The organism is Sphingomonas sp. EC-HK361 (assembly GCF_902498785.1).
Classification (GTDB): Bacteria; Pseudomonadota; Alphaproteobacteria; order Sphingomonadales; family Sphingomonadaceae; genus Sphingomonas.
This window is the reverse complement of the sequence record NZ_LR701494.1, coordinates 984,792-1,008,705: the sequence shown is the minus strand read 5'-3', so window position 1 is coordinate 1,008,705 and position 23,914 is coordinate 984,792. Positions and strand designations below refer to the sequence as shown.

The following is a 23,914-nucleotide window of genomic DNA, read 5'->3' as shown; positions in this document are numbered from 1 at the left end:
CACGGCGGAGATACGGACCGGGGGCGAAATGGTTGCGCGGGGCGCTACGTGCCCGCCGCGCCGAGCACGTCCGCCAGCAGCCGAAAGTCGCGCTCGCGCGGCGAGCCTCGGCGCCAGACGAGCGCGATCGTGCGCGAGGGATGATCGGCCTCCAACGGGCGAGCGGTGACGCGGGTGTGATCGAGAATGCCTGCCTTCACCGCCATTTCGGGCAGCATCGTCACGCCCAGCCCGTTATCGACCATCTGGACGATCGTGTGGAGCGAGGTGCCCATCATCGTCGCCTCGGCGCGCAGTTCCGGTCGGTTGCAGGCGGAAAGCGCGTGATCCTTCAGGCAATGCCCGTCTTCGAGCAGCAGTAGCCGCGTCTCGTCGATATCCTGCGCGGTGATCGTCGGCGCGGCGTCGATCTCGCCTTCGGGAAAGGCCAGGAACAGCCGGTCGTCGAACAGCGGCGCGGCGGTCACTTCGCCGCACGCATAGGGAAGCGCGAGCAGCACGCAGTCGGCGCGCCCGTTGTGGAGCGCCTCGCATGCCGCGCCGCTCGGCTCCTCGCGCAGGAACAGTTTCAGGTCGGGATAGTCTCGGCGAAGGCGCGGCAGGATGCTCGGCAGCAGGAACGGCGCGATTGTCGGGATGACGCTCATTCGCATTTCGCCCGAGAGCGGACGGCCGGCGGCGCGCGCCATGTCGCCCAGCTCGTCCGCCTCGCGCAGGACCTTGCGCGCCTTGTCCGCGATCCGCTCGCCCAGCGGCGTGAAGCGGACGACGCGCCGCGTGCGCTCGACCAGCGTCACCCCGATCAGCGTCTCCAGTTCGCGAAGTCCAGCGGACAGCGTCGATTGGGTCACGAAGCACGCCTCCGCCGCGCGGCCGAAATGGCCGTGGTCGCGCAGCGCGACGAGATATTGGAGCTGCTTGAGCGTGGGCAGGTAGGTCGCGGCCATTGATTGCCTCAATCGATCGATATTTATGAAATAGGCTATTGGATCGATTAATCCACCGTCTATATCGCCCCCCGTCAACGACACGGCGAAGAGCCGGCGCGAGAGGGTGTGACTGAGGTGACCCATTCCATACGGAGGCCACCATGCTCACCATCGGCGATCAGTTTCCCGCCATCACAATTCCCGTCCAGCAGGGCACCGACGCACTTCCCGCGGGCGAGACGCTCGATCTGACCACCGCCTATCCGGGCAAGTGGAAGGTGCTGTTCTACTGGCCGAAGGACTTCACCTTCGTCTGCCCGACCGAGATCGTCGGCTACAGCGACATCAAAGGCGATTTCGAGGATCGCGATGCGGTGCTGATCGGTGCGTCGACCGACACCGCGCACGTTCACCTCGCCTGGCGCAAGTCGGACCCGGACCTCGCCGCGGCGGACTTCCCGTGGCTTGCCGATAACGGGGCGAAGCTCGCCGACGCGCTCGGCATCCTCGACAAGGCCGAGCATGTCGCGTTCCGCGCGACGTTCATCATCGATCCGGACAATGTGATCCAGGCAGTGCAGGTCAACGGGCTGAACGTCGGCCGCAACCCGGCCGAGACGCTGCGCGTGCTCGACGCGCTCCAGACGGACGAGCTTTGCCCGTGCAACTGGAACAAGGGCGACGACGTGCTGAAGATCGCGGCGTAACCGACCCGCATAGAGTTGGGGCGCGGGAGGAAATCCTGCGCCCCTTTTCGTTGCTCACAGGAGACTTTCCCATGTCGCTCAAGGATTTCGCGGGAACGCTTCCCGATTTCGCCAAGGACGTGCGGCTGAACGTCGGATCGCTGCTGAACGAGCCGCAACTATCCGATCAGCGCAAGTTCGGGCTGTTCCTGGCCTGCGCGCATGCGACCGGCCACAAGCCGCTGGTCGATGCCGCCGAGGCAGAATGCGCGCCGAAGCTGTCGGCGGAGGCCGCAAATGCCGCGCGGGCCGCGGCTGCGGTGATGGCGATGAACAACGTCTATTACCGGTTCACCCACCTCGCCGGGAACGAGGAATACGCCAGGATGCCGGCGAAGCTGCGGATGAACGTCATCGGCCAGCCGGGAATCGAGAAGGTCGATTTCGAGCTGTTCAGCCTGGCGGTGAGCGCGATGAACGGCTGCGGCCGCTGCATCGACGCGCACGAGGCCGTGCTGAAGGGCGCTGGCGTCTCCGCCGACATCATCCAGACGTCGGTCCGCATCGGCGCGGTCATGACGGCGGTCGCGACGGTCCATTCCGCGCTCAACTGACGGGCTCAGCGAGTCGCGATATAGACGCCGTAAAGGCTGGTGATGGTCAGGATCGTGCCGACCATCACCAGCAAAGCCCGCGCCGGCACGCGCTTTGCCAGCATCGCGCCGAACGGGGCGGCGCACACGCCGCCGATCAGCAGGCCGACGGTGGCGAGCGTGAAGGCCGCGAGGCCAAGCTGGCTGATGAACGTCGCCGATATGGTGAGCGTCAGGAAGAACTCGGCGGTGTTGACGGTGCCGATCGTCTCGCGCGGCGAGGCGCCCTGGACGAGCAGGTTGGAGGTCACGACCGGCCCCCATCCGCCGCCGCCCGCGGCATCCAGAAACCCGCCGACAAAGCCCAGCGGCTCGACGATCTTCGGCTCGCGCGGGTGCGGCGGGTAGCGGATCGCGCGCCACAGCAGGTATAGCCCGATGAGGGCGAGGTAGCCGAGGATGAACGGCTTCGCGATGCCGGCATCGATGTTCGACAGGACATAGGCGCCAAGCGCGCCGCCGATGACGCCCGGAATCATCAGGCGAAAGAACATCTTCCACCGGACATTGCGGTGAAGCGCGTGACTGATCCCAGATACCGCGGTCGTGAAGGTTTCGACCGTGTGGACCCCTGCGGACGCTGCGGCGGGTGGCACCCCCAGGCTCAGCAGCAGCGTGTTCGATATGACGCCGAACGCCATGCCCAGCGCGCCGTCCACGACCTGCGCTGCGAAGCCGACCGCGATGAACGGCAGGATCATCTCCAGATCGACCAGGCTCCAATCGAGCATCAAACCTCCTGCAAACCGGTGTGGGATGCCGCAGCAAGACAATGCCTACAAGATAGATAGACTTTATTGCCGATGGCAAATATGCGCGCCGGCTCTGGCAAAGCCGGGTTCGCCGACCTATTTTCACCGCGTTGGAAAAGGGGCGTGGCCGATGCCGCGATTATTTGCCTATCTCGATTCGATTCGTGCCCGCGATCCGGCGCCGCATAGCCGTGCCGAAATCCTGACCTATCCCGGTGTGTGGGCACTCGGCTGGCACCGCGTCGCGCACGCGCTCTACAAGCGGCGGCTGTATTTCCTGGCGCGCGCCATCAACCATTTTTCGCGCGCGACGACCGCGATCGATATCCACCCCGGCGCGAAGATCGGACGCAACTTCTTCATCGACCACGGCTTCGTGGTGATCGGCGAAACCGCCGAGATCGGCAACGACGTCACCATCTACCAGTGCGTCACGCTCGGCGGGACGAGCCCCGACAACGGTGTCGCGGGCAAACGGCATCCGACGATTCTGGACGGTGCGATCATCGGGTCCGGCGCGCAGGTGCTGGGGCCGATCACGGTCGGCACGCGGTCGCGGATCGGTGCGAATGCGGTGGTGACGAAGGATGTCGCGGAGGGCGCGGTGATGGTCGGCATCCCGGCGCGCGCGACCATGATCGAGGGCGGGCAGGCGCCCGAGCCGCGCTTCGTTCCTTATGGCACGCCGTGCTGCGAGACGTTCGATCCGGCGACACAGAAGGTCGAGCTTCTGCGCTGCGAGATCGAGGCGCTGCGCAAGCGGCTCGATGCGCTGGTGGCGGAACAGGAAGCGCCTGATCGTGAGGCGACCCGCGCCTGATGGGGGTCGTTACGCCGTTTCCTGCCGCAATCGGCAAGGCCAGCCAGATCGGGTTCGAACGCCTGGAGCTTACCCGCATCCTCGACCTGTACGGCCGGATGGTCGCAGCCGGGCACTGGCGGGACTATGCCATCGAATTCAACCGTGACGCGGCGGTCTTCGCGGCATTCCGGCGCAGCGCCGAGAGGCCCGAGGTGCGGATCGAGAAGCGTCCGGCACTCCGCAACCGGCAGGGCATGTGGGCGCTGGTCGGCGAGCATGGCTCCGTGCTGAAGCGCGGCAGCGAGCTTGGCCCCGTGCTGGCGCCGGTCGAGCGCCGGCTGCTGAAGCTCGTCGAGGAATAGCCCCTCCCGGCGAACCGGGAGGGGTCGGTCGCTCAGGCCATCGCCAGCGTCTGGACCGGGGGCAGTCGCTTGCCCATGTCGCCGAGCGTCCCGACGACCATGCGGCGCATCGGATGCCAGAAGGCGGAGAGCGTCAGCAGCGCGGAGCCGATGATCAGGCCCGTGAACGCTGCGGAGAGCTCCACAGTCCCTGCCGATCGCAGGACCGAGAACATCGCGTAGAGCACATAGGCGAGCCCCGAGACGAGAAGCGCGCGCCGATCGATCGCGAGCGCGACGAAGGCGAAGACGAGGTAGAGCGCGAGCACGATCAGCGCGACGCCAAGACCGATCTCGTTGCCGAATACGCCGAGCATCTGGAAGATCGGGTGCGCGATCATCGGTGCGGCAGCCAGATGGAGCCAGAAGGCGACGTCGGCGCGGCGGGTCGTCCGCTCCCGGTCCGACAGATCCCAGCGCATGGCGAGCGCGAACACCGCGACCCCGCAGACGAGCAGTACCGGCCAGATCGCCTCCTTCACCCCGGGCACTGCCGCGATCGCGAGCGCGACGACGACCGCAACCACCGCCACGGCGAGCGCCGCGATCGTGATCGGCACCATGAAGCGGCGCCAATGGACCCACGCCGCACCGGCCGCAGCCAGTGCCACGCCAGACGCGGCGATCGCGCCGGCGCGATCGGAGATATGCGGCGCGATCATTTCGATCGTCGCGCCGAGTGCGGCAACGACGCCGCCTACGAAGCCCAACAGCAACAGGATGCTCGGCAGCGCCATGCGCCGGCGCGTGGTGAAATATTCGGCCAGTCCCCACGAAGCCGCGGCCACCAGCACGCCGCCGATCGGGTTTGCGATCGTCGTCCCGATCTGCATCAGCGCGACGAGCAGCAGCCCGATCGCGATGGCGACGAAGATATCGTTGAACCCGGTCAGCAGCCGGAAATGCTCCTCATCCACCGCCGGCGTGTTGCGCCCCCCGGCGACGTGATTGCGGAACGCGGTCGCGGTGGCGGCAGGCATCACCCCCGCCGCCACCGCGCCGTCGATATCGCTTTCGCTATACATGCGGTCCTCTCCCTGTTGAGCGTGAAACGTAACACGAGTGTATTAAGTGGGCAATACAGACGAGCCTTGTTCTTCGACCGCGCCAAACCACCGCATCGCGGCATCCTCGGCGGTCTCGTCGTTCGGATCGGTCGGGCTGACCCATGCAACGATGCCATCGGGACGCGCCATCATGGCCCGAACGCCAAGCCGATCCCTGGCGTCGACCGCAACATAGGCCAACTGCCACTGCCGATGGCCGGTTAGGTCTTGCAACGCCGGACACCCTTCGAAATCGAGCAACACACCGCGGCCGGAGCGAAAATGCGCGTTCAGCCTCGTGCCGTCGACCAGATCGAAGTCGGGTGCGCTGCGGCCGATCAGCGGATGGTTGCCTCCGATATCATATCGCAGGCCAATCCCACTGGACCGCTCGGCAAAATAGCGTGCGCCATCCCGCGTATCGATCAGGGCGCGCATGATGCCTTCCAGCGCGCGAGTGCTCCGCGTCGGTCGCATCAGCGCGACCTGAGCGCGGGACCAGTCGAGCACCTGTGCGCCGATCGGACGCCGCTCGCTGGTATAGCTATCCAGCAGATCGGGCGGCGCATCGCCACGAATGGTCGCCGCCAGTTTCCAGCCGAGGTTCATGGCATCGCCGAGCCCGAGGTTCAGACCCTGTCCGCCCAGCGGCGAATGGATGTGCGCAGCATCGCCGGCCAGCAATATGCGACCCCGGCGATATTCGACTGCCTGACAGGCGCGATCGGTCCAGGTGGTCGCCAGTTTCAGGGATCGGACGACAACATCGATGCCGGAGATTTTGCGTAGCACGCCCTCGACATGTTCGCGCGTGATCGGGACGGTCCGATGGCACGCGCCGCCATCGAAATCGACCATCGCGATCGTATCAGGCGCTGCGTAGGTATACATGCCCGTCGCCGTGTAATGTCGGCCGACGTTGAGCGATTCCGGGCCACCGAGTTCAACCTGAACGGAATAGCCGGTGAATTCCGAGTCGGTCCCGACAAATGCGATTCCGCTCGCCTTGCGCACCCTGCTGCGCCCGCCGTCGCAACCGACGAGCCAGCGGCCACGGATCGTGCCGTCAGTTGTCTGAACGGTCACGCCATCGGGCGACTGCGCGCAACCCTCGACGCTGCAACCGCGCCGGATCAACACGCCTAGTGCGTCGGCGCGTGCTGCAAGCACGGTTTCGATGCTCGCCATATCAGCCGCGATGGCGGTGATCGGGCCGGGCAGACGATAGGGCCATGTCGCATTGTCGATCTGATCGTGGAAGAACGGGATGCCCGCGAAATGACCGGCCGGACGGCGCTGGATGTGTGTCCGATCCGGCGTCACGGGCGGCTGACTCCCGGCCGCGCGATCTCCAAGCGCGCCCAGCAGACCGCGACGATCGAAATGCTCCATCGTCGGCACGGTGAGGCCACGCAGCCCGAACGGCAGGTCTTTCAGCGGTGAGCCGGGATGCGGTGCCTTTTCGAGGATGACGACCGAGCAGCCCGCGGACTGCAACTCGCACGCGAGGAACAAGCCCACTGGACCGGCACCGGCGATCACCACGTCATAGGTTTCGAATGCGGAATCGGATCGGGACACAAATACGCTCCTTGTCGATGTTCGACCGGAGCGTTTCCCGAACTGGCGACCCGCACGGACGAACATTGGGACGCCTGCACAGCGCCAATGCTCGTCGTGGGGGTCTCAAGCGCGAGGCCAAAGACCAGAGCTTTCGTTACCGAAAGGCCTCGGGCTTACCAAACCGAGACTGCCTTTTCCGACAGCCCCCGATAGCGGTATTCGCTAAGGTGTGCAACGGATGCAAAACCGACCCGCTGCTTACCCTTGCAGTTTCTTCCCGATCAGCATCGACTGTTCGGCGCCAGAATTGGGGACGATCTCGCCCGCACGGTCGGCGATCTCGGCCCAGTGCGCCGCGACCCCTTCCGGTGAGAGGTCGTCGCCGGTCAGAAGCGCGCCCTGGGTCAAGGTGACGTAGGAGGCCTGGAATACGCCGGCACCTGCGCCGACGATCGCGTTGGAAGGGGCGTCCTCCGACACGAGGTATAGCGCGGCTGGGACGACCTTTTCGGGTGCGAAGGCCTTGAACGCCTCGGCCGGGAACAGGTCTTCGGTCATCCGCGTGCCCGCGACGGGGGCGATCGTGTTGACCTTGATGTTGTTCTTCGCGCCTTCGAGATACAGCGTCTTGGTCAGGCCGGCGAGGCCGAGCTTCGCGGCGCCGTAGTTCGCCTGGCCGAAATTGCCGAACAGCCCGGTCGACGATGCCGTCATCAGGATGCGGCCGTAATTCTGCTCGCGCATGGTTTCCCAGCACGCCTTTGTCGCCATCGCCGAGCCGATGAGGTGGACCTTCACCACGAACTCGAAATCGGCGGACTCCATCTTGGCAAAGGTCTTGTCGCGCAGGACGCCGGCATTGTTGATGAGGATATGGACACCGCCCCACTTTTCCCGGGCCTTCGCGACCATCTCGACCATCTGGTCATATTCGGCGACGCTGCCGCCGTTCGACATCGCCTCGCCGCCGGCTGCCTCGATTTCCTCGACAACCTTCAGCGCCGCGTCGGAATGGCCGGTGCCGTCACGCGCACCGCCGAGATCGTTGACGACGACCTTCGCGCCGCGCCGCGCGAGTTCCAGCGCATAGGCGCGACCGAGACCGCCGCCAGCGCCGGTGACGATCGCGACCTTGTTGTCGAAGCGGATAGGCATGAGAAAGGGCGCTCCTTCGTGAAGAATGAGCGCCCTTCCTTAATCAGCCGTCAGTCGGGCGCAATGCCCGATTGACGTGTGCGTCAAGCCTTAACGGCCACCGCGCTGCATGCAGTGGTCGGTCTGACCCTTCTTGCACATCGGATACTTGTCCATCGGCGCGGGCGGCGGGAAAGCCGTCGCGGGATCGGGCGCCGGCTGGAAGCGCACGGTTGCGCCCGGTGCCGGGGTGCCGGTCGTTGCCGGGCCGGCCGGCTGATATCCGCCGGCAGACTCGCCGCCGGTGCCGCCCGTAGTGGGGGCAGGCATCGTTGCCGGCATGCTGCTGTCCGCCGGGGCGGCAGGGGCCGTCTGGGCCGACGGATCGGCCGGCGGCGTCTGCGCCGGGTCAGCCGCGGGCGGCGTCTGCATGGCCGGGTCCGTGGCCGGAGCGGTCTGCATCGCAGGGTCTGCCGGCGGGGTTGTCTGGGTCTGTGCCATCAATGGCGTGGCGATGACGGCAGCAGCCGCCAGCAAAAGAAACTTCATGCCTGACTCTCCTCGTAAAGAGCACGAATTGCGTCGTATGCGCTGGCTCCCAACGCACTAGTTCGCACTTGGCTCCTTCGTTTCGCTGGCGATTCAAAGATTCAGGAGATTCGCCTTTCCTCAGGCACCCGAATCGAGCGCATAACCCGCCGAACGGACCGTCCGGATGATGTCGGGCCTGCCGTCGCCGTTGATCGCCTTGCGCAGGCGGCGGATGTGGACGTCGACGGTCCGGCTCTCGATATCGCTGTCGTGGCCCCATACGCTGTCGAGCAGGCGCTCGCGCGAGAAGACATGGCCGGGATGCTCGAGGAAATGCTTGAGCAGGCGAAACTCGGTCGGCCCGAGCGGCACGAAGTCGCCGCCGCGGCGGACCTTGTGACCGACGGTGTCCATCTCGAGATCGCCGTAAATCAGCGCCTCGCCAGCAAGCGCGGGGCGAACGCGGCGGAGCACGGCGCCGACGCGGGCGACCAGTTCGCGGGGGCTGAACGGCTTGGTCACGTAATCGTCGGCGCCGGTTTCGAGGCCGCGGACGCGGTCCTCTTCCTCGCCACGCGCGGTCAGCATGATGATCGGCACGTTCTGCGTCTCGGCCGCGCGGCGCAGGCGGCGGCAGACCTCGATGCCGGACAGGCCCTCGACCATCCAGTCGAGCAGGACGATGTCGGGCGTATGCTCCTTGGCGAGCAGCAGCGCCTCCTCGCCGTCGATCGTGTGCGCGACATCGAACTCCTCGCGCTTGAAGTGCCAGATCAGCAGTTCGGCAAGCGCGGCGTCGTCCTCGACGAGCAGCATGCGGGCGCGGGCCATAAGAGTCTCCTCAGGCGGTACGGGTCGAGCGGTCGCGCTCGGCCATTTGGGTGCCGGTGGCGGCGAAATAGACCATTTCGGCGACGTTGGTCGCGTGATCGCCGATGCGTTCCAGGTTCTTGGCGACGAACAGGAGATGCGCGACCTGGCCGATCGTCTTGGGATTCTCGACCATGTGGGTGACGAGGGTGCGGAAGATGCTGTCGTAGAAATCGTCGAGCGCGTTGTCCGCTTCCTGCACACGCACCGCCGCCTCGGCGTCACGCGCGGCGAACGCGTCGAGCGCCTCGCGGACCATCCGCGAGGCCATTTCCGCCATCGCGGGAAGGATCGAGATCGGCTCGATCCGGTGTTCGCTCTCGATCTGCGGCACGCGCTTGGCGATGTTCTTGGCATAGTCGCCGATCCGTTCGACGACCGCGGCGATCTTCAGCGCGGCGACCACCTCGCGCAGGTCGTTCGCCATCGGTGCGCGCAGCGCGATGATCCGCACGCAGGTCCGCTCGACCTCGCTTTCGATCACGTCGATCTGCTTGTCGGCGGCGCGAACGCGCTGGGCAAGCGCCAGATCGTTGCGCTGGAGCGACAGCATCGCGCTCGCGATCGCTTCCTCGGCAAGCCCGCCCATCTGCGAGATCAGCCCGCGAAGCTGGCCGATATCTGTGTCGAAGGCCTTGACCGTATGTTCCTGGCCGGTTGCCATGTGCCTGCTCCTCAGCCGTCGCTACTCAACCATAGCGTCCGGTGATGTAATCCTTTGTGCGCTCCTCGCGCGGATTGGTGAAGATGTCCGACGTGTCGCCATATTCGACGAGGTTGCCGAGGTGGAAAAAGGCGGTGCGCTGCGACACGCGGGCCGCCTGCTGCATGTTGTGGGTGACGATGACGATCGCGTAGCGGCCACGCAGCTCGTGGATCAGTTCCTCGATCTTGGCGGTCGCGATCGGATCGAGCGCGGAACACGGCTCGTCCATCAGGATGACCTCGGGATCGACCGCGATCGCACGCGCGATGCACAGCCGCTGCTGCTGCCCGCCCGACAGCGCGGTGCCGCTGTCGCTGAGGCGGTCCTTCACCTCCTCCCACAGGCCGGCACGCTTCAGCGAGCGTTCGACGACATGGTCGAGATCGGCCTTCGAAGCGGCGAGTCCATGGATGCGCGGGCCGTAGGCGACGTTCTCGAAGATCGACTTGGGGAAGGGATTGGGCTTCTGGAAGACCATGCCGACGCGGGCGCGAAGCTGCACGACGTCCATGTCGGGGGAGTATATGTCCTCCCCATCCAGGCTGATTTCGCCCTCGACCCGCGCGCTCGCGACGGTGTCGTTCATGCGGTTCAGGGTGCGCAGGAAGGTCGACTTGCCGCAGCCCGAGGGACCGATGAACGCGGTCACCTGGTCCTGATAGACGTCGATCGACACGTCCCGGATCGCCTGTTTGGGGCCGTAGAACACGTTGACGCCGTGGGCGGTCATCTTGGGCGGGGCGTTGGTGATCACCAGCGTGTCTCGAACTTGTTGCGGAGGTAGATGGCGATCCCGTTCATCGCGAGCAGGAAGACGAGCAGGACGATGATCGCCGCCGACGTCTTTTCCACAAAGCCGCGATTGACCTCGTCGGACCACAGAAAAATCTGCACCGGCAGCGCGGTCGCGGGATCGCGCAGGCCCTCGGGCGGGGAGGCGATGAAGGCGCGCATGCCGATCATCAGGAGCGGCGCGGTTTCGCCCAGCGCACGCGCCATGCCGATGATCGTCCCGGTCAGGATGCCGGGCAGCGCGAGCGGCAGGACGTGGTGGAACACGACCTGCACCGGCGACGCGCCGACGCCGAGTGCGGCATCGCGGATCGACGGCGGCACGCCCTTGATCGCGTTGCGGCCGGCGATGACGATGACGGGCATCGTCATCAGCGCGAGCGTCAGGCCACCGACGATCGGGGCGGAGCGTGGCAGCCCGAACGTGCCGAGGAACACTGCAAGGCCGAGCAGGCCGAAGATGATCGATGGCACCGCGGCGAGGTTGTTGATCGAGACCTCGATCAGGTCGGTCCAGCAGTTCCGCGGCGCATATTCCTCGAGATAAAGCGCGGAGAGCACGCCCACGGGAAAGGCGATCGCGAGCGTGACGAGCATCGTCAGCAGCGATCCCTTGAACGCGCCCCAGATGCCGACGCGGGTCGGGTCGGTCGAATCGGACGCGCCGAAGAAACCGGTGTTGAGCCCGCGCGACAGGACGCCGCGGGCCTGCAACTGGCGGACCTGCGTCTCCGCTTCGGGCGCGCCGTCGCCCTTGTTGGCGATGTCGATCTCGCTGGCGGCGGGCACGTCGATGATCGCGCGGCGCGTGAGGAGCGAGGGGTCACGCTTCACCGCGTCGCGCACGACCGTCCATGCGCCGTCCGACAGGAGCGCCGCGCCGCCATCGTTCGGATAGGCAGCGCTTGCGGCTGCATCGACCGCGCCTTCCAGCCCCGCGCCGGTCAGCGCCAGATCGGCGCCCGTTCCGCGCAGCCGCGCCGGATCGAGCGATACGCCAGCCGCGGGCAGATCGATCGGCAGCGCGATGCGCGTTTCGGTGAAGCCGGGCAGACCTTGCGCGAACATCGTGACGAGCAGAAAGGCGAGGAAGGCCGCCGAACCGACGACCGCGCCGAGTCCGAGCAGGCGGAAGCGCCGTTCCGCCGCATAGCGCTGGCGGATGCGGCGCTGCATCGCCCTGGTCTTCCAGTCTGTGGGCGCGCGACTTACGCCCGGCTGGGCCATGCGGGCGTCAGTCATAGGCTTCACGATACCGCTTCACCACGACGAGCGCGATGATGTTGAGCAGGAGGGTGATGATAAACAGTGTCAGCCCCAAGGCGAACGCGGCGAGCGTTTTCGCGCTGTCGAACTCGGCCTCGCCGGTCAGCAGGTCGACGATCTGCTTGGTGACGGTGGTGGCGCTGGCGAACGGGTTCGCGGTCAGCGTCGCGACGCCCGATGCCGCCATGACGACGATCATCGTTTCGCCGATCGCGCGGCTGATCGCGAGGAGAACGCCGCCGACGACGCCGGGGAGTGCTGCGGGCACGAGCACGCGGCGGATCGTCTCGGACGGGGTTGCGCCCATCGCCAGGCTGCCGTCGCGCATCGATGCGGGCACCGCGGACAGCGAATCGTCCGCCATCGAGGAGACGAACGGGATGATCATCACCCCCATGACGACGCCCGCGGCAAGCGCGCTTTCCGAACTGGCCCAGGTGATGCCGACCGACACCGCGAAGTCGCGCACCGCGGGCGCCACCGTCAGCGCGGCGAAATAGCCGTAGACGACGGTCGGCACGCCGGCGAGGATCTCGAGCAGCGGCTTCATCCACTTGCGCGTGGTGTTGCGCGCATATTGGGTGAGATAGATCGCGCTCATCAGCCCGAACGGGATCGCGACCGCCATCGCGATGATCGCGCCGATGAAGAACGTGCCCCAGAATAGCGGCACCGCGCCCAGGTTGGCGCCCGGATCGCGCGCATCGATAACCTGCGGGCTCCAGTGCGTGCCGAACAGGAAATCGCCGATCGGCACGATATGGAAGAAGCGGATGCTTTCGTAGAGCAGCGACACGACGATGCCGACCGTCGTCAGGATCGCGATGAGCGAGGCGGAGAGCAGCAGCCCCATGATGACCCGTTCCACCCGCGTCCGCGCGCCGAAGCCGGGGCGGACCATCAGGAAGGCGAGGGCGCCGCCTGCAAAGGCGAAGAGGATCGACAGCGCGGTCGCGATCCAGTCGTAGCGCGCCTGTGCCGCGGCATAGGCCGGCGAGAGCAGCTCGGCGAGCGGGTGGAAGGCGCCGTAGGTCGCGCCATTCGCAAGCGCGCGGGCTTCGGAGAGGATCGCGGCGCGCTCGAACCCCGGCGCCGGCAGCTGCGCGGCGGACGGCGCCTGAAGCACCGCGTTGGTCACCATCGCGGGCGAGGTGAAGGCCCAGATGCCGAGAAAGACGAGCGGCGGCAGCACCGTCCACAGCGCGACGAACCAGCCGTGATGGCCGGGGAGCGAGCTGAACCGTTTCGATCCGCTGACCCGGCGCCCCTGCACCGCGCGCGCGCGCCCGGCGAGCCAGGCGATGAGGCCGAGGCCGAGGATCAGGAACAGGAGGACGGGGCCGCTCACGCGCCGAGGTCCTGCGCGGTCAGCGTTTGCTCGGTCCGGACGATCTCCGCTGAGCGGGCGCGGATCGCGGGCGGGGCGGCGATGAGCCCGCGCTTCACCAGCGGGCCGTCCGGTCCCCATAATGTCGTGTAGGCAACGACGAAGCGGCGCAGGCCCGGGATCGCGCCGAGATGCGCCTTCTTCACATAGATGTAGAGCGGCCGCGATCCGGGATAGGCGCCCGATGCGATGCTGTCATAAGTGGGCTTCACCCCGCTGATCGGCACGCCGTTCACCGCGTTCGCATTCTCTTCGAGGTAGCTGTAGCCGAAGACGCCGATCGCATTGGGGTTCGATTGCAGCTTCTGGACGATCAGGTTGTCGTTCTCGCCGGCATCGACATAAGCGCCGTCCTCACGGACTCGCGTGCAGCGCGCGGCCAAGGCGTCGTCCTTTAGCGACTTGGCGGACGGATCGGTATCCTCGCAACCGCGCTTCAGGATCAGCTCCGCCAGCGCATCGCGCGTGCCGCTGGTCGAGGGCGGGCCGTAAACCTGGATCGGAACGGCCGGGAGCGCTGGGTTCACGTCACGCCACGTCCGCGCGGTGTTTGGGTGCCCGAGCGGGGCGGCGGCGAGCGCCCGGTAGAGATCGGCCGGGGTCAGCTGCATCGCCGGGCCGTTCTTCGCCTCGGCAAAGGCGATGCCGTCGATCCCGACCTGGATTTCCAGCACCTCGCCGGCACCGTTCTTCGCGCAGGTCTGCAGCTCGGCCGGCTTCATCCGGCGCGATGCGTCGGCGATATCCGGATGCGCCGCGCCGATGCCGGCGCAGAACAGCTTCATCCCTGCGCCAGTGCCGGTCGATTCGATCACCGGCGCGCGCGCATCGGGGGCGCTGGCGAGCCACTGTTCTGCGACGATCGTCGTGAAGGGGTAGACGGTGGAGGAGCCTACCGCGCGGATTTGCGCCCGCGACCCGACGCCGCCGCCATTCGCCTGATCGCGCAGCGACCCGCCGACCAACGCCGGCACGAATGCGGCAAGCGCGGCCACACCCAGGCAGGCGGGAAGGGCGAAGGAACGGAGCATAGGCGCGATGGTTCGATCCGTGGACGGCTCCGCTCAATCGAAGCCCATGAGTCGGGGCAGTTACCCGCCGGGTCCGGCTGCTGTGTGACATTCCCGTTACGGATTGATGACAGCGTTTGGGGTCGTGACCCGATGCCCGCCGCCGATCAGGCGGTGACCGGCAGCAGGATCGATACGCGCGTGCCGACGCCGGGCGTGCTCGCGATTTCCAGCCGTCCGCGATGCCGCTCGACGATGTGCTTGACGATCGCAAGGCCGAGTCCGGTCCCGCCAAGCGCGCGGCTGCGCCCTGCATCGACGCGGTAGAAGCGTTCGGTCAGCCGCGGGAGGTGCTCGGCCGCGATGCCTTCGCCTTCGTCGGCGACGGTCAGCCGCACCATCCCGCCCGCGGGGGACGAGAGGGTGATGCGGATCGGTGTGCCGGGGCGGCCATATTTCATCGCATTGCCGATGATGTTGTGGAGGACCTGCGACACTTGCGTCTCGTCGCCGGTGACGCGCGGCGAGGTGGCGGGCGCCTCGAGGACGATATCCTGTCCGCGCGCGCCGTGATCGTTGGCGAGTTCGTCGCGCACCCCCTCGATCAGCTCGGCGAGATCGATCGCGCGCTCCGGAGGGCGGTGCTTTTCCGATTCGATCCGCGAGAGAGAAATGAGGTCATCGACAAGCCGCTGCATCCGCCGCGCCTCGTCGAACATGATTTTCAGGAAACGGTCGCGGACCTCTGCATCCTCGCCCGCCTCGTCGCGCAACGTCTCGACATAACCGAGGATCGAGGCGAGCGGCGTGCGCAGCTCGTGGCTGGCGTTAGCGACGAAATCGACCCGCATCTGCTCGGCGGCGTGGCGCGCGCTCTGGTCGATCAGGTGGACGACACTAAGTCCTTCCGACGTCGAGGTGACGCGCATTTCCCACCGCTGGTCTGGCGCGCCTAGCCCGGCGAGCAGCACTGGCGTGCTGTCGCCGGCGTCGCTTGCCAGCCGCTCCGCTGCGGCGGGGTGGCGGATTGCGGTGCGCACATCCTCGCCCATTACATGCCCGCCCAGCAGTGCGATCGCGGCGCGATTGGCGGCAGCGACGCGGCGTTCGCTGACGATCAGGACCGGTTCCGCAATGGCATCGAGCACTTCGTCGAGCGGACCGGCGTGGAGGGCCTGATCGACATCGCTGACGGCGGCGCCGGCGTCCTCCTCGTCCCCCATCAGCCCGACGACCAGGATCGCGGCGATCCCGGCGATCAGCGATACGAGCGCGGATTGCAGGCCGTCGGGCAGGAACAGGTTGGCGGCGGCGCCCACGGCGACCAGCGCGATCGCGACGATGAAGCGGCCCGGCACCTGAAGCATGACAGCGCGATTAGCCCGCGCCGGCGCTGCTGGCTACTCCCGGTGAACGTGGCCCGATGCTGTCCCGTGCTGGAACGCGATTGTCGCTGCGCTTGCCCGGCGTGCACGATTGTGAAAGGGCTTGGGCCGCATAAAGGACCGGCATGAGCGACGAACCCGACAGCACCCCACCGGCAGGCCATGCGCACCCGACGCGGCGCCGTGCCCTGATGCTGGGTGCGGTGGGTGCGGCAACAGTCGTGTCGATCCGGCCAGCGCTTGCGCAAACCAACGCATCGATCCTGCAATGCGAGATCCCGGTGCCAGATGCTGGCCGTGCGGGGAGCTACATCGCGGCGGACGGAACGGTGGTTCCCGCGAACACCGCTGGCGCCTTTCCAGCGCCCCCGCGTCCGATCAAGGGCGAGGCGGTGCGCCAGGCGATGGCGACGGGCGGTTCGCTGCCCGGTTACGACAGCCAGCGCAGCCGCGCCTATATGAACTATATTCGCCGCCTCCAGCGCGGGACGAGCGGCTTTACCTGTTTCGCATCGCTGCAGATGCCGCGCGGCTGACACGCATGGGCGCGGTCGTATACCGGGCCGCGCCGCCGGATGCGTTGGTCAGCATCACGCTCGACATTCTCACCGCGATCTTCCACCGCCCGTCGGGCACCACGCACCTCGTCATCGCGCCCGCGCCGGAAATCCTGGCCGCGCTTGCCGAGGCGCCGCTATCGGCTGATGCACTGCTCGCGCGGCTGGCGGCCGATTACGACCTTGGCGAAATCGACGCGCTGTCCGAGCGGCTGGCTGAGCTGATCGACGCCGGTCTGGTGGAAGCGGTGACCCGGTGATGCGGCACGCCTTTTCGGTGCGGATCGGGCCGGTGGGCTTTCGCGTCGGGTCCGACTGGCGCGCGCCGATCGCTGCGATCGAGGCGCTTTATACGGGCTATCCGAAGCCCGACATCGCCGATTTCACCGTTCGGCTGGAAGCGCCGCGGCCGTGGCGGCGCTGGCTTCGGCCCAAGGTCGCGATTTCGGGCGACTTCACGCTCCCCGATGCCGCGCCGTTGCCGCTCGCGCATGGCTTGCTGGCGGCGGAAATGGCGATGAACCTGCAGATGGCGATCGGCCAGCGCCAGTATCTGCTGCTCCACGCCGCCACGGTCGAGCGCGATGGCCGCGCGATCGTGCTGACGGGCGAATCCGGTGCGGGCAAATCGACGCTCGCCGCGCTGCTGATGACGCGCGGCTGGCGGCTGATGGGGGACGAGTTCGCGCTGCTTTCGCCCGAGACCGGGATGATCCACGCCTTTCCGCGCGCGATCAGCCTGAAGAATGCGGCGATCGCCGTCGTGGCGGCTGCCGCGCCGGGGGGGCGATGGGGGCCGATGATGGCCGCGACGCCGAAAGGTGATATCCGGCATCTGCGCCCCGACGACCGCGCGCTTGCGGCAATGGAGGTGCCGGCGCTGCCAGCGCATCTGGTCTTTCCGCGCTTCGGGTTCGAAAGCGCCATGCGCGACGTTGCGCCCAGCGAGGCGTTCGTGCGGCTGACCCAGGCGTCGACCAACTACGTCGCGCTCGGCGAGCGGGGATTTGCAGCGCTGACGCGCTTCGTCACCGATGTGCCGGCAACGGCGATCGATTATCCCGACACGGCGAGCGGGATCGCCGCGGTCGAGGCGCTGGCGTGAGCGACGCGCGCCTCCTCGCTCGTGCGCTGACCCGTCCGGAAACCGTGGCGGGGCTGGATGCCGGGGGCTGGACGGGGCTGCTGACGATGGCGCGCGCCGAACTGCTGCTCGGCACGCTGGCGTTGCGCATCGACGGCCTGCCTGTCCCGGACGCTGTTCGGAAAATTCTCTCGGACGCTAGAGCGGAGGCGGAGCATCAGCGGCGGCAGGCGCTTTGGGAAGCGGAGATGGCGCGGCGCGCGCTCGCGCAGATCGATGCGCCGGTCGTGCTGCTGAAGGGCACTGCCTATGCCGCGGCGGGACTCGGGGCGGGGGCAGGGCGCCATATCGGCGATCTCGACATTCTCGTGCCTCGCACGTCCCTCGATGTTGTGGAGGCGGCGCTGATCGCGGCGGGCTGGGAATGGGTGAAGCCCGATCCCTATGACGACGCCTATTACCGCCGCTGGATGCACGAACTCCCCCCGCTCATCCACCGCGAGCGCGACCGGATGATCGATGTGCACCACACGATCCTGCCGCTGACGGCGCGGCCGACGCCCGATGCCGACGCGCTGATCTCGGATAGCGTGCCGCTGGAAAACGGTCTGCGCATACTGTCGCCGGCAGATATGATCGTCCATGCCGCCGCACATCTCTTCGCAGATGGCGATCTAGCCGGGGGCATGCGCAACCTATGGGATATCGACCGGTTACTGCGCGAGTTCGGCGAGGAAAGCGATTTCTGGTTCAAGCTCCAGGCGCGTGCCTGGCACCATCAGCTTGGCGGCCCCGTCGCGCGGGGGGTTCGACAATGCGCCGCGCTTTACGAAACGCCGATCCCCGACACTTGGCGTCGATGGGACAGCGCCGATCCGCTGTTCGCCCGTCGTATCGTCGCCCGCGATGGCTGGGGCCGGGCGACGCGCCCGGCTACGCGGCTCGGCTTCTATCTACGCTCCCATGCGCTTCGGATGCCGCCGGCGATGCTGGCGCGGCATTTGTGGACGAAGTGGCGCCGCGGCGGCGGCGATAGAGCGCGGTAATCGACAGGACGACCGCGACCGCAAGCGTGTCGGCGATCCAGTCGCGAATGTCGCAATCGCGGTGGATGGCAGGCATCGCCTGAAGCACTTCGATCAGCGCGCCGAGGAACGAAAGTCGTTCGCCGATGCGAAAAAGCGGCGCTTTGGGGTAGCTCCACGCCGCCAGCACCGCCATCGTCGTGAACGCGCCCATATGCTGGAACTTGTCGTGATGCTCGAACGGCGTGTGCGGCGGGTGGGGCAGGAGCGCCATCGTGACCGCGAAAAGGATGGCGGCACAAAGGGCGACGCGGGCAATTACGCGTTTTGGCGGCATCCAAGGCGCTCCAGCGTTGGGATCAGGTCGTCGAAATGATCGATGATCGCGTCCGCGCCAAGCTCCTCGACCGGCTGCATGAGGAATCCGAAGCGGCAGGCGATCGAGGGTACGCCGGCGCCGGCCGCCGCCTTCACATCGAAGATCGAATCGCCGACGAACGCCGCGCTGCCGCCACCGCAATCCGCGATCATTCGCGCGATCGGCGCGGGTGACGGCTTCGATTTGCCACGACCGAGCGTGTCGCCGCCGATGATCGTGGCGAAGCGCGCGGTCAGGCCGAGATCGTCGAGGAGCGCGCGGGCGAACCGCTCGATCTTGTTGGTGACGACTGCGAGCTTCACCCCCTGAGCCGCCAGCGCATCAAGCGACGCTAGGGCGCCCGGATACGGTGCCGAATCAACCGCGATGTTCGCTTCGTAGTAAGCCAGGAGCCTCGGGTGGAGCAGGTCCAGCATCGCCTCATCGCAACCGCCGCTCGACGCCAGCCCTTGCGCCAGCATGTGCCGCGCGCCGCCGCCGATCATCGGCTTCACCTGCGCGACCGAGAGCGGCGGGCGGTCGACGCTCGCCAGCGCATGGTTCACCGCCGCGGTCAGATCGCCGCTGGTATCGACGAGGGTGCCGTCGAGGTCGAATCCGACGATGTCGAATGATGAACTTGGCGGTGAAATTGTCGTCATAACGGCCCTGCCAGACAGCAGTGCTATGGAAATGGCAAGCATGTGGTGCAAAAGCGGGCGCATGACGACGCCGACCCGCCCCGACGCCACGCCGATCGCCGCGATAATCCTTGCCGCGGGCAAGGGAACGCGGATGAAGTCGGACCTGCACAAGGTCCTGCACCCGATTGCCGGGCGCGCGATGCTGCTCCATCTCGTCGATTCCGTGGCGGCGCTGGGTGCGGAACGGACCGTCGTGGTCACCGGTGCGGGCCGCGAGCAGGTCGAGGCGGCGGTCGCGCCGCTCGGCATCGCGACGGCGCTGCAGGCCGACCAGCTCGGCACGGGTCACGCGGTGCAGCAGGCGCAGGCGGCGCTCGACGGGTTCGATGGCGATGTCCTGATCCTCTACGGTGACGTTCCGCTCGTTTCCGCCGCCACCATGAGGCGGATGATCGAGCGGTTGAACGCGAGCGACACCCCCGCGGCGGTCGTGCTCGGCTTCCGGCCCGATGACGCAGGCGCCTATGGACGGGTGATCGCGGATGGCGATGGACGGATCGACCGGATGGTCGAATTCAAGGATGCATCGCCTGAAGAACACGCTGTAACCCTTTGTAATTCCGGGTTGATGGCGGTTCGATCGCGTGACCTTTTCGCGCTGCTCGCGCGCGTGAGTAATGACAATGCCGCGGGGGAATATTACCTCCCCGATATCGTGATGCTGGCGCGCGCGGATGGCCGTCATGCCGCGGTGATTGAAACCGACGCGGCGGAAGTGGCCGGGGTCAACAGCCGCGGTGAACTGGCGGGCGTCGAGGCGGGGTGGCAGCAACGCCGGCGCACCGAGGCGATGGCGGCTGGCGTGACGCTCATCGCACCGGAAACCGTATGTTTCGCGCACGATACCGTGCTTGGCCAAGACGTGACGATCGAGCCCAATGTCGTCTTCGGACCCGGCGTGTCGGTGGCTCACGGGGTGACGATCCACGCATTCAGCCATATCGAAGGCGCGACGATTGGCCGCGATGCCGAGGTCGGCCCCTATGCCCGCCTGCGACCCGGCGCAGTCCTGGGCGAAGGATCGAAGGTCGGCAATTTCGTCGAGATGAAGAAGGCGACGCTCGGCAAGGGGGCGAAAGCCAACCACCTGACTTATCTGGGTGACGCAGAGGTGGGCGCGGGTGCCAACATCGGCGCGGGCACGATTACATGCAATTACGACGGGTTCTTCAAATACCGTACGACCATCGGCGCGGGCGCGTTCATCGGATCGAACTCGGCGCTTGTCGCGCCGGTATCGATCGGTGAGGGCGCGATCGTCGCGGCGGGGTCGGTCGTGACCAGCGACGTGTCGACGGATGCACTGGTGCTCGTGCGACCCCAGCAAACCGAGAAGCCCGGTTGGGCGACGCGCTTCAGACAGGTGATGCGCGCCAAAAAGGACGCCAAATAAATGTGTGGAATCGTTGGAATCGTCGGCACCGAAAGCGTCGCTGGCCGGCTGCTCGACGGGCTGAAGCGGCTGGAATATCGCGGCTATGATTCGGCCGGCATCGCAACAGTGCATGACGGCACGATCGATCGGCGGCGCGCGTCGGGCAAGCTCGTCAACCTCGCGCGCGAACTGGCCGCAAGCCCGCTTGCCGGCACGATCGGCATCGCGCACACCCGATGGGCGACGCATGGCGGCCCGACAACCGACAATGCGCACCCGCACGCGACCGATCACGTCGCCGTCGTCCACAACGGCATCATCGAGAATTTCAAGCCGCTGCGCGACGAGCTCATCGGGCGCGGCCGCGTCTTCACCAGCGAAACCGACACCGAAGTCGTCGCACATCTGGTCAGTGAGAAGGTCGAAGCCGGCGCATCCCCCGAAGATGCGGTGCGCGAGGTTCTGCCGCGCCTCCACGGCGCCTTCGCGCTCGCCATCCTGTTCCGCGACGCCCCCGATCTGCTGATCGGCGCACGGCTCGGCTCGCCGCTCGTCGTCGGCTATGGCGAGGGCGAAACCTATCTCGGATCGGATGCCCTCGCGCTCGCGCCGCTGACCCAGCGCATCGCCTATCTCGACGAGGGAGACTGGGTCGTGTGTCGCGGCGACGGCGCGCAGGTCTATGACGCGGACAACAGTCCCGTCACCCGCGAGATTACGATTTCCGGCGTCACGGGCGCGCTGATCGACAAGGGCAATCACCGGCATTTCATGCAGAAGGAGATTTTCGAGCAGCCGATCGTCGTCGCCCAGACGCTTCGGTCCTATCTCCACCGCATGGACGGTCGCATCGCGCTGCCCATCCCCGATTTCGATCTGTCGGGCATCAGGCGGGTGACGATCGTCGCGTGCGGGACGAGCTTCTACGCGGGCATGGTCGCGAAATACTGGTTCGAGCAGTTCGCGCGCGTGCCCGTCGATCTCGATGTGGCGAGCGAGTTTCGCTACCGCGCCCCGGTGATGGAGCCGGGCGGGTTGATGATCGTCATCAGCCAGTCGGGGGAAACGGCCGATACGCTGGCAGCGCTGCGCCATGCCAAGACCGAAGGCCAGACGATCGCGGCCGTCGTGAACGTGCCGACGAGCAGCATGGCGCGCGAGGCCGACCTTCTGCTGCCGACGCATGCCGGGCCGGAAATCGGCGTTGCATCGACCAAGGCGTTCACCTGCCAGCTTGCGGTGCTTGCGGCGCTCGCGGCGAACCTCGCCAAGGCCAAGGGACGGATGACCGACGAGGAGGAGCGGATGATCGTCCGCCACCTCGCCGAGGCACCGGCGGCGATTAACGGCGCGCTTGCCTATGACGAGGCGATCGAAGCGATGGCAGGCGTGGTCGCGGGCGCGCGGGACGTATTGTATCTCGGCCGCGGTACGGACTATCCGCTGGCGCTTGAGGGCGCGCTGAAACTGAAGGAAATCAGTTACATCCACGCCGAAGGTTATGCGGCGGGCGAGATGAAGCACGGCCCGATCGCGCTGATCGATGAAAACGTGCCCGTGATCGTCATCGCGCCGACGGGGCCGCTGTTCGACAAGACCGTCAGCAACATGCAAGAGGTTCAGGCGCGCGGCGGCAAGGTCGTGCTGATCAGCGACTATGACGGCATCCAGGCGGCGGGCGACGGGTGCGTCGCGACGATCACCATGCCCAAATGCCATCCGCTGATCGCACCGATCGTCTATGCGGTGCCGGTGCAATTGCTTGCCTATCACGTCGCCGTGATGAAAGGCACCGACGTCGATCAGCCGCGCAACCTCGCAAAATCGGTGACGGTGGAGTGAACCTCAGTCGATGAGGCGCCACGCCAGCGTCTCGCCGGCGTGGAAGGGAACGAGGGTGGTGGCACCCGTTGCGAGGTTTGCGGGAACCTGCTGGCTCGTACGCTCCAGCGTGATCGTCGCGTCGTTGACCGGCAGACCGTAGAAGCGTGGGCCGTTGAGGCTTGCGAACGCCTCGAACCGGTCGAGCGCGCCGTCCGCGTCGAAGGCGGCGATGTAGCTTTCCAGCGCATGGGGCGCGTTGAAGATGCCGGCGCATCCGCATGCGGCTTCCTTGCGGTCGATGGCGTGGGGTGCGCTGTCAGTGCCAAGAAAGAATTTGGGTGAACCCGAGGTTGCGGCCTTGCGGACGGCGAGCCTGTGCCGCTCGCGCTTCGCGACGGGCAGGCAATAGGCGTGCGGGCGGATGCCGCCATCGAAGATCGCGTTGCGGTTGATGTGGATATGCTGCGGCGTGATCGTGGCGGCAACCGTTGCGGGCCCAGTTGCCACGAAGTCGGCCGCTTCCGCGGTAGTGATATGTTCCAGCACGATTTTCAGCGCCGGAAAGTCGCGGACGAGCTTGGAGAGCGTTCGGTCGATGAACACCGCCTCGCGGTCGAAGATATCGACCTCCCGATCGGTGACCTCGCCGTGGATCAGCAGCGGCATGCCCGCGCGCTGCATCGCCTCCAGCACCCCGCAAATGTTCGCAATGTCGGTGACGCCGTGCGCGGAGTTCGTCGTCGCATTGGCGGGATAGAGCTTGCAGGCGGTGAAGACCCCTGCTTCGAACCCGCGCACGATCTCCGCCGCATCGGCGTCGTCGGTCAGGTAGCATGTCATCAGCGGGGTGAAGTCGGTGCCTTGCGGCAGCGCCGCGAGGATACGCGCCCGATAGGCCTGCGCGGCGGCGATCGTCGTCACCGGCGGGGAGAGGTTGGGCATCACGATCGCGCGGGCGAACTGGCGTGCGGTGTAATGCGCAACCGCGTCCAGCATCGCCCCGTCGCGCAGGTGGACATGCCAGTCGTCGGGGCGGCGGATCGTCAGGCGCTGTGTCATGCGCGGTTCCTTAGC

At 66.8% G+C, this 23,914-nt stretch carries 26 protein-coding genes; 10 read left to right on the top strand and 16 right to left on the bottom strand.

Annotated elements, in window-relative coordinates; genetic code table 11:
- Positions 1-44 precede the first annotated feature (44 nt).
- Positions 45-947, bottom strand: a complete 903-nt coding sequence (locus BOS5A_RS12170) for a hydrogen peroxide-inducible genes activator (RefSeq protein ID WP_151955359.1) — start codon at positions 945-947, stop codon at positions 45-47.
- A gap of 143 nt (positions 948-1,090) precedes the next feature.
- Here BOS5A_RS12170 and BOS5A_RS12165 point away from each other — a divergent pair, with 143 nt between their 5' ends.
- The gene (locus tag BOS5A_RS12165) at positions 1,091-1,636 is read left to right on the top strand and encodes a peroxiredoxin (protein WP_151955358.1); all 546 of its coding nucleotides are present in this window, start codon (positions 1,091-1,093) and stop codon (positions 1,634-1,636) included.
- Positions 1,637-1,707: 71 nt separating this feature from the next.
- A complete protein-coding gene (locus BOS5A_RS12160) occupies positions 1,708-2,229 on the top strand; it encodes a carboxymuconolactone decarboxylase family protein (RefSeq protein ID WP_151955357.1) in 522 nt (173 codons plus the stop codon).
- 5 nt (positions 2,230-2,234) lie between these two features.
- Here the strand turns inward: BOS5A_RS12160 and BOS5A_RS12155 are convergent, their stop codons facing one another.
- Positions 2,235-2,999: a sulfite exporter TauE/SafE family protein gene (locus tag BOS5A_RS12155; RefSeq protein ID WP_151955356.1), complete on the bottom strand. Its 765-nt coding sequence runs from the start codon at positions 2,997-2,999 to the stop codon at positions 2,235-2,237.
- A 151-nt stretch (positions 3,000-3,150) separates the two neighbouring features.
- Between BOS5A_RS12155 and epsC the strand changes: the two genes are divergently transcribed.
- Together epsC and BOS5A_RS12145 are read left to right on the top strand one after the other, a co-directional pair.
- The gene (epsC, locus tag BOS5A_RS12150; protein ID WP_151955355.1) at positions 3,151-3,840 is read left to right on the top strand and encodes a serine O-acetyltransferase EpsC; all 690 of its coding nucleotides are present in this window, start codon (positions 3,151-3,153) and stop codon (positions 3,838-3,840) included.
- On the top strand, positions 3,840-4,184 hold the full coding sequence (locus BOS5A_RS12145; RefSeq protein ID WP_151955354.1) for a DUF2794 domain-containing protein: 345 nt from the start codon (positions 3,840-3,842) through the stop codon (positions 4,182-4,184). The genes epsC and BOS5A_RS12145 overlap by 1 nt, the downstream gene beginning before the upstream one ends.
- Before the next feature lie 32 nt (positions 4,185-4,216).
- Here BOS5A_RS12145 and BOS5A_RS12140 read toward each other — a convergent pair whose 3' ends face one another.
- From BOS5A_RS12140 to BOS5A_RS12090, 11 genes are all read right to left on the bottom strand, one after another.
- Positions 4,217-5,248, bottom strand: a complete 1,032-nt coding sequence (locus tag BOS5A_RS12140) for a hypothetical protein (protein ID WP_151955353.1) — start codon at positions 5,246-5,248, stop codon at positions 4,217-4,219.
- A gap of 42 nt (positions 5,249-5,290) precedes the next feature.
- Positions 5,291-6,850 carry an FAD-dependent monooxygenase gene (locus BOS5A_RS12135; protein WP_199857356.1) on the bottom strand — a complete coding sequence of 520 codons (1,560 nt, stop codon included), beginning with the start codon at positions 6,848-6,850 and terminating at the stop codon, positions 5,291-5,293.
- Between the two features lie 240 nt (positions 6,851-7,090).
- Positions 7,091-7,987, bottom strand: coding sequence for an SDR family NAD(P)-dependent oxidoreductase (locus tag BOS5A_RS12130; protein WP_151955351.1), 897 nt, complete (start codon positions 7,985-7,987; stop codon positions 7,091-7,093).
- Between the two features lie 90 nt (positions 7,988-8,077).
- Positions 8,078-8,515, bottom strand: a complete 438-nt coding sequence (locus tag BOS5A_RS12125; protein WP_151955350.1) for a hypothetical protein — start codon at positions 8,513-8,515, stop codon at positions 8,078-8,080.
- A 120-nt stretch (positions 8,516-8,635) separates the two neighbouring features.
- Positions 8,636-9,328 (bottom strand): phosphate regulon transcriptional regulator PhoB, encoded by a 693-nt coding sequence (gene phoB, locus BOS5A_RS12120; RefSeq protein WP_151955349.1) that lies wholly within the window; start codon positions 9,326-9,328, stop codon positions 8,636-8,638.
- Positions 9,329-9,338: 10 nt separating this feature from the next.
- Complete coding sequence (phoU, locus tag BOS5A_RS12115; protein WP_151955348.1) at positions 9,339-10,031, bottom strand: phosphate signaling complex protein PhoU; 693 nt, start codon at positions 10,029-10,031, stop codon at positions 9,339-9,341.
- Positions 10,032-10,056: 25 nt separating this feature from the next.
- Positions 10,057-10,803: a phosphate ABC transporter ATP-binding protein PstB gene (gene pstB, locus BOS5A_RS12110; protein WP_234419422.1), complete on the bottom strand. Its 747-nt coding sequence runs from the start codon at positions 10,801-10,803 to the stop codon at positions 10,057-10,059.
- Positions 10,804-10,823: 20 nt separating this feature from the next.
- Positions 10,824-12,041, bottom strand: coding sequence for a phosphate ABC transporter permease PstA (gene pstA, locus BOS5A_RS12105; protein ID WP_442800527.1), 1,218 nt, complete (start codon positions 12,039-12,041; stop codon positions 10,824-10,826).
- A gap of 58 nt (positions 12,042-12,099) precedes the next feature.
- Positions 12,100-13,479, bottom strand: a complete 1,380-nt coding sequence (gene pstC, locus BOS5A_RS12100; protein WP_151955346.1) for a phosphate ABC transporter permease subunit PstC — start codon at positions 13,477-13,479, stop codon at positions 12,100-12,102.
- A complete protein-coding gene (locus tag BOS5A_RS12095; protein WP_151955345.1) occupies positions 13,476-14,549 on the bottom strand; it encodes a substrate-binding domain-containing protein in 1,074 nt (357 codons plus the stop codon). The genes pstC and BOS5A_RS12095 overlap by 4 nt, the downstream gene beginning before the upstream one ends.
- 146 nt (positions 14,550-14,695) lie before the next feature.
- A complete protein-coding gene (locus BOS5A_RS12090) occupies positions 14,696-15,895 on the bottom strand; it encodes a sensor histidine kinase (protein ID WP_151955344.1) in 1,200 nt (399 codons plus the stop codon).
- A gap of 143 nt (positions 15,896-16,038) precedes the next feature.
- On the opposite strand from BOS5A_RS12090, the gene BOS5A_RS12085 reads away from it, so the two are divergent.
- From BOS5A_RS12085 to BOS5A_RS12070, 4 genes are read left to right on the top strand one after another with little or no spacing between them, the layout of a single operon-like run.
- Positions 16,039-16,449 carry a hypothetical protein gene (locus BOS5A_RS12085; protein WP_151955343.1) on the top strand — a complete coding sequence of 137 codons (411 nt, stop codon included), beginning with the start codon at positions 16,039-16,041 and terminating at the stop codon, positions 16,447-16,449.
- 5 nt (positions 16,450-16,454) lie between these two features.
- Entirely contained in the window at positions 16,455-16,730 is a 276-nt protein-coding gene (locus tag BOS5A_RS12080) for an HPr-rel-A system PqqD family peptide chaperone (protein ID WP_151955342.1), read from the top strand.
- A complete protein-coding gene (locus BOS5A_RS12075) occupies positions 16,730-17,575 on the top strand; it encodes an HprK-related kinase A (RefSeq protein ID WP_151955341.1) in 846 nt (281 codons plus the stop codon). The genes BOS5A_RS12080 and BOS5A_RS12075 overlap by 1 nt, the downstream gene beginning before the upstream one ends.
- Positions 17,572-18,600: a nucleotidyltransferase domain-containing protein gene (locus BOS5A_RS12070; protein ID WP_151955340.1), complete on the top strand. Its 1,029-nt coding sequence runs from the start codon at positions 17,572-17,574 to the stop codon at positions 18,598-18,600. The genes BOS5A_RS12075 and BOS5A_RS12070 overlap by 4 nt, the downstream gene beginning before the upstream one ends.
- Here BOS5A_RS12070 and BOS5A_RS12065 read toward each other — a convergent pair.
- Together BOS5A_RS12065 and BOS5A_RS12060 are read right to left on the bottom strand one after the other, a co-directional pair.
- Complete coding sequence (locus BOS5A_RS12065) at positions 18,488-18,853, bottom strand: hypothetical protein (protein ID WP_199857355.1); 366 nt, start codon at positions 18,851-18,853, stop codon at positions 18,488-18,490. The two genes, BOS5A_RS12070 and BOS5A_RS12065, sit on opposite strands and share 113 nt — an antisense overlap.
- Positions 18,854-18,897: 44 nt before the next feature.
- A complete protein-coding gene (locus BOS5A_RS12060; protein ID WP_151955339.1) occupies positions 18,898-19,599 on the bottom strand; it encodes an HAD-IA family hydrolase in 702 nt (233 codons plus the stop codon).
- A gap of 61 nt (positions 19,600-19,660) precedes the next feature.
- Between BOS5A_RS12060 and glmU the strand changes: the two genes are divergently transcribed.
- Together glmU and glmS are read left to right on the top strand one after the other, a co-directional pair.
- Positions 19,661-21,034, top strand: coding sequence for a bifunctional UDP-N-acetylglucosamine diphosphorylase/glucosamine-1-phosphate N-acetyltransferase GlmU (glmU, locus tag BOS5A_RS12055; RefSeq protein WP_151955338.1), 1,374 nt, complete (start codon positions 19,661-19,663; stop codon positions 21,032-21,034).
- On the top strand, positions 21,035-22,858 hold the full coding sequence (gene glmS, locus BOS5A_RS12050; protein ID WP_151955337.1) for a glutamine--fructose-6-phosphate transaminase (isomerizing): 1,824 nt from the start codon (positions 21,035-21,037) through the stop codon (positions 22,856-22,858). It abuts the gene before it with no gap.
- Positions 22,859-22,861: 3 nt separating this feature from the next.
- Here glmS and pyrC read toward each other — a convergent pair whose 3' ends face one another.
- Positions 22,862-23,899 carry a dihydroorotase gene (pyrC, locus tag BOS5A_RS12045; RefSeq protein ID WP_151955336.1) on the bottom strand — a complete coding sequence of 346 codons (1,038 nt, stop codon included), beginning with the start codon at positions 23,897-23,899 and terminating at the stop codon, positions 22,862-22,864.
- Between the last annotated feature and the right edge of the window lie 15 nt (positions 23,900-23,914).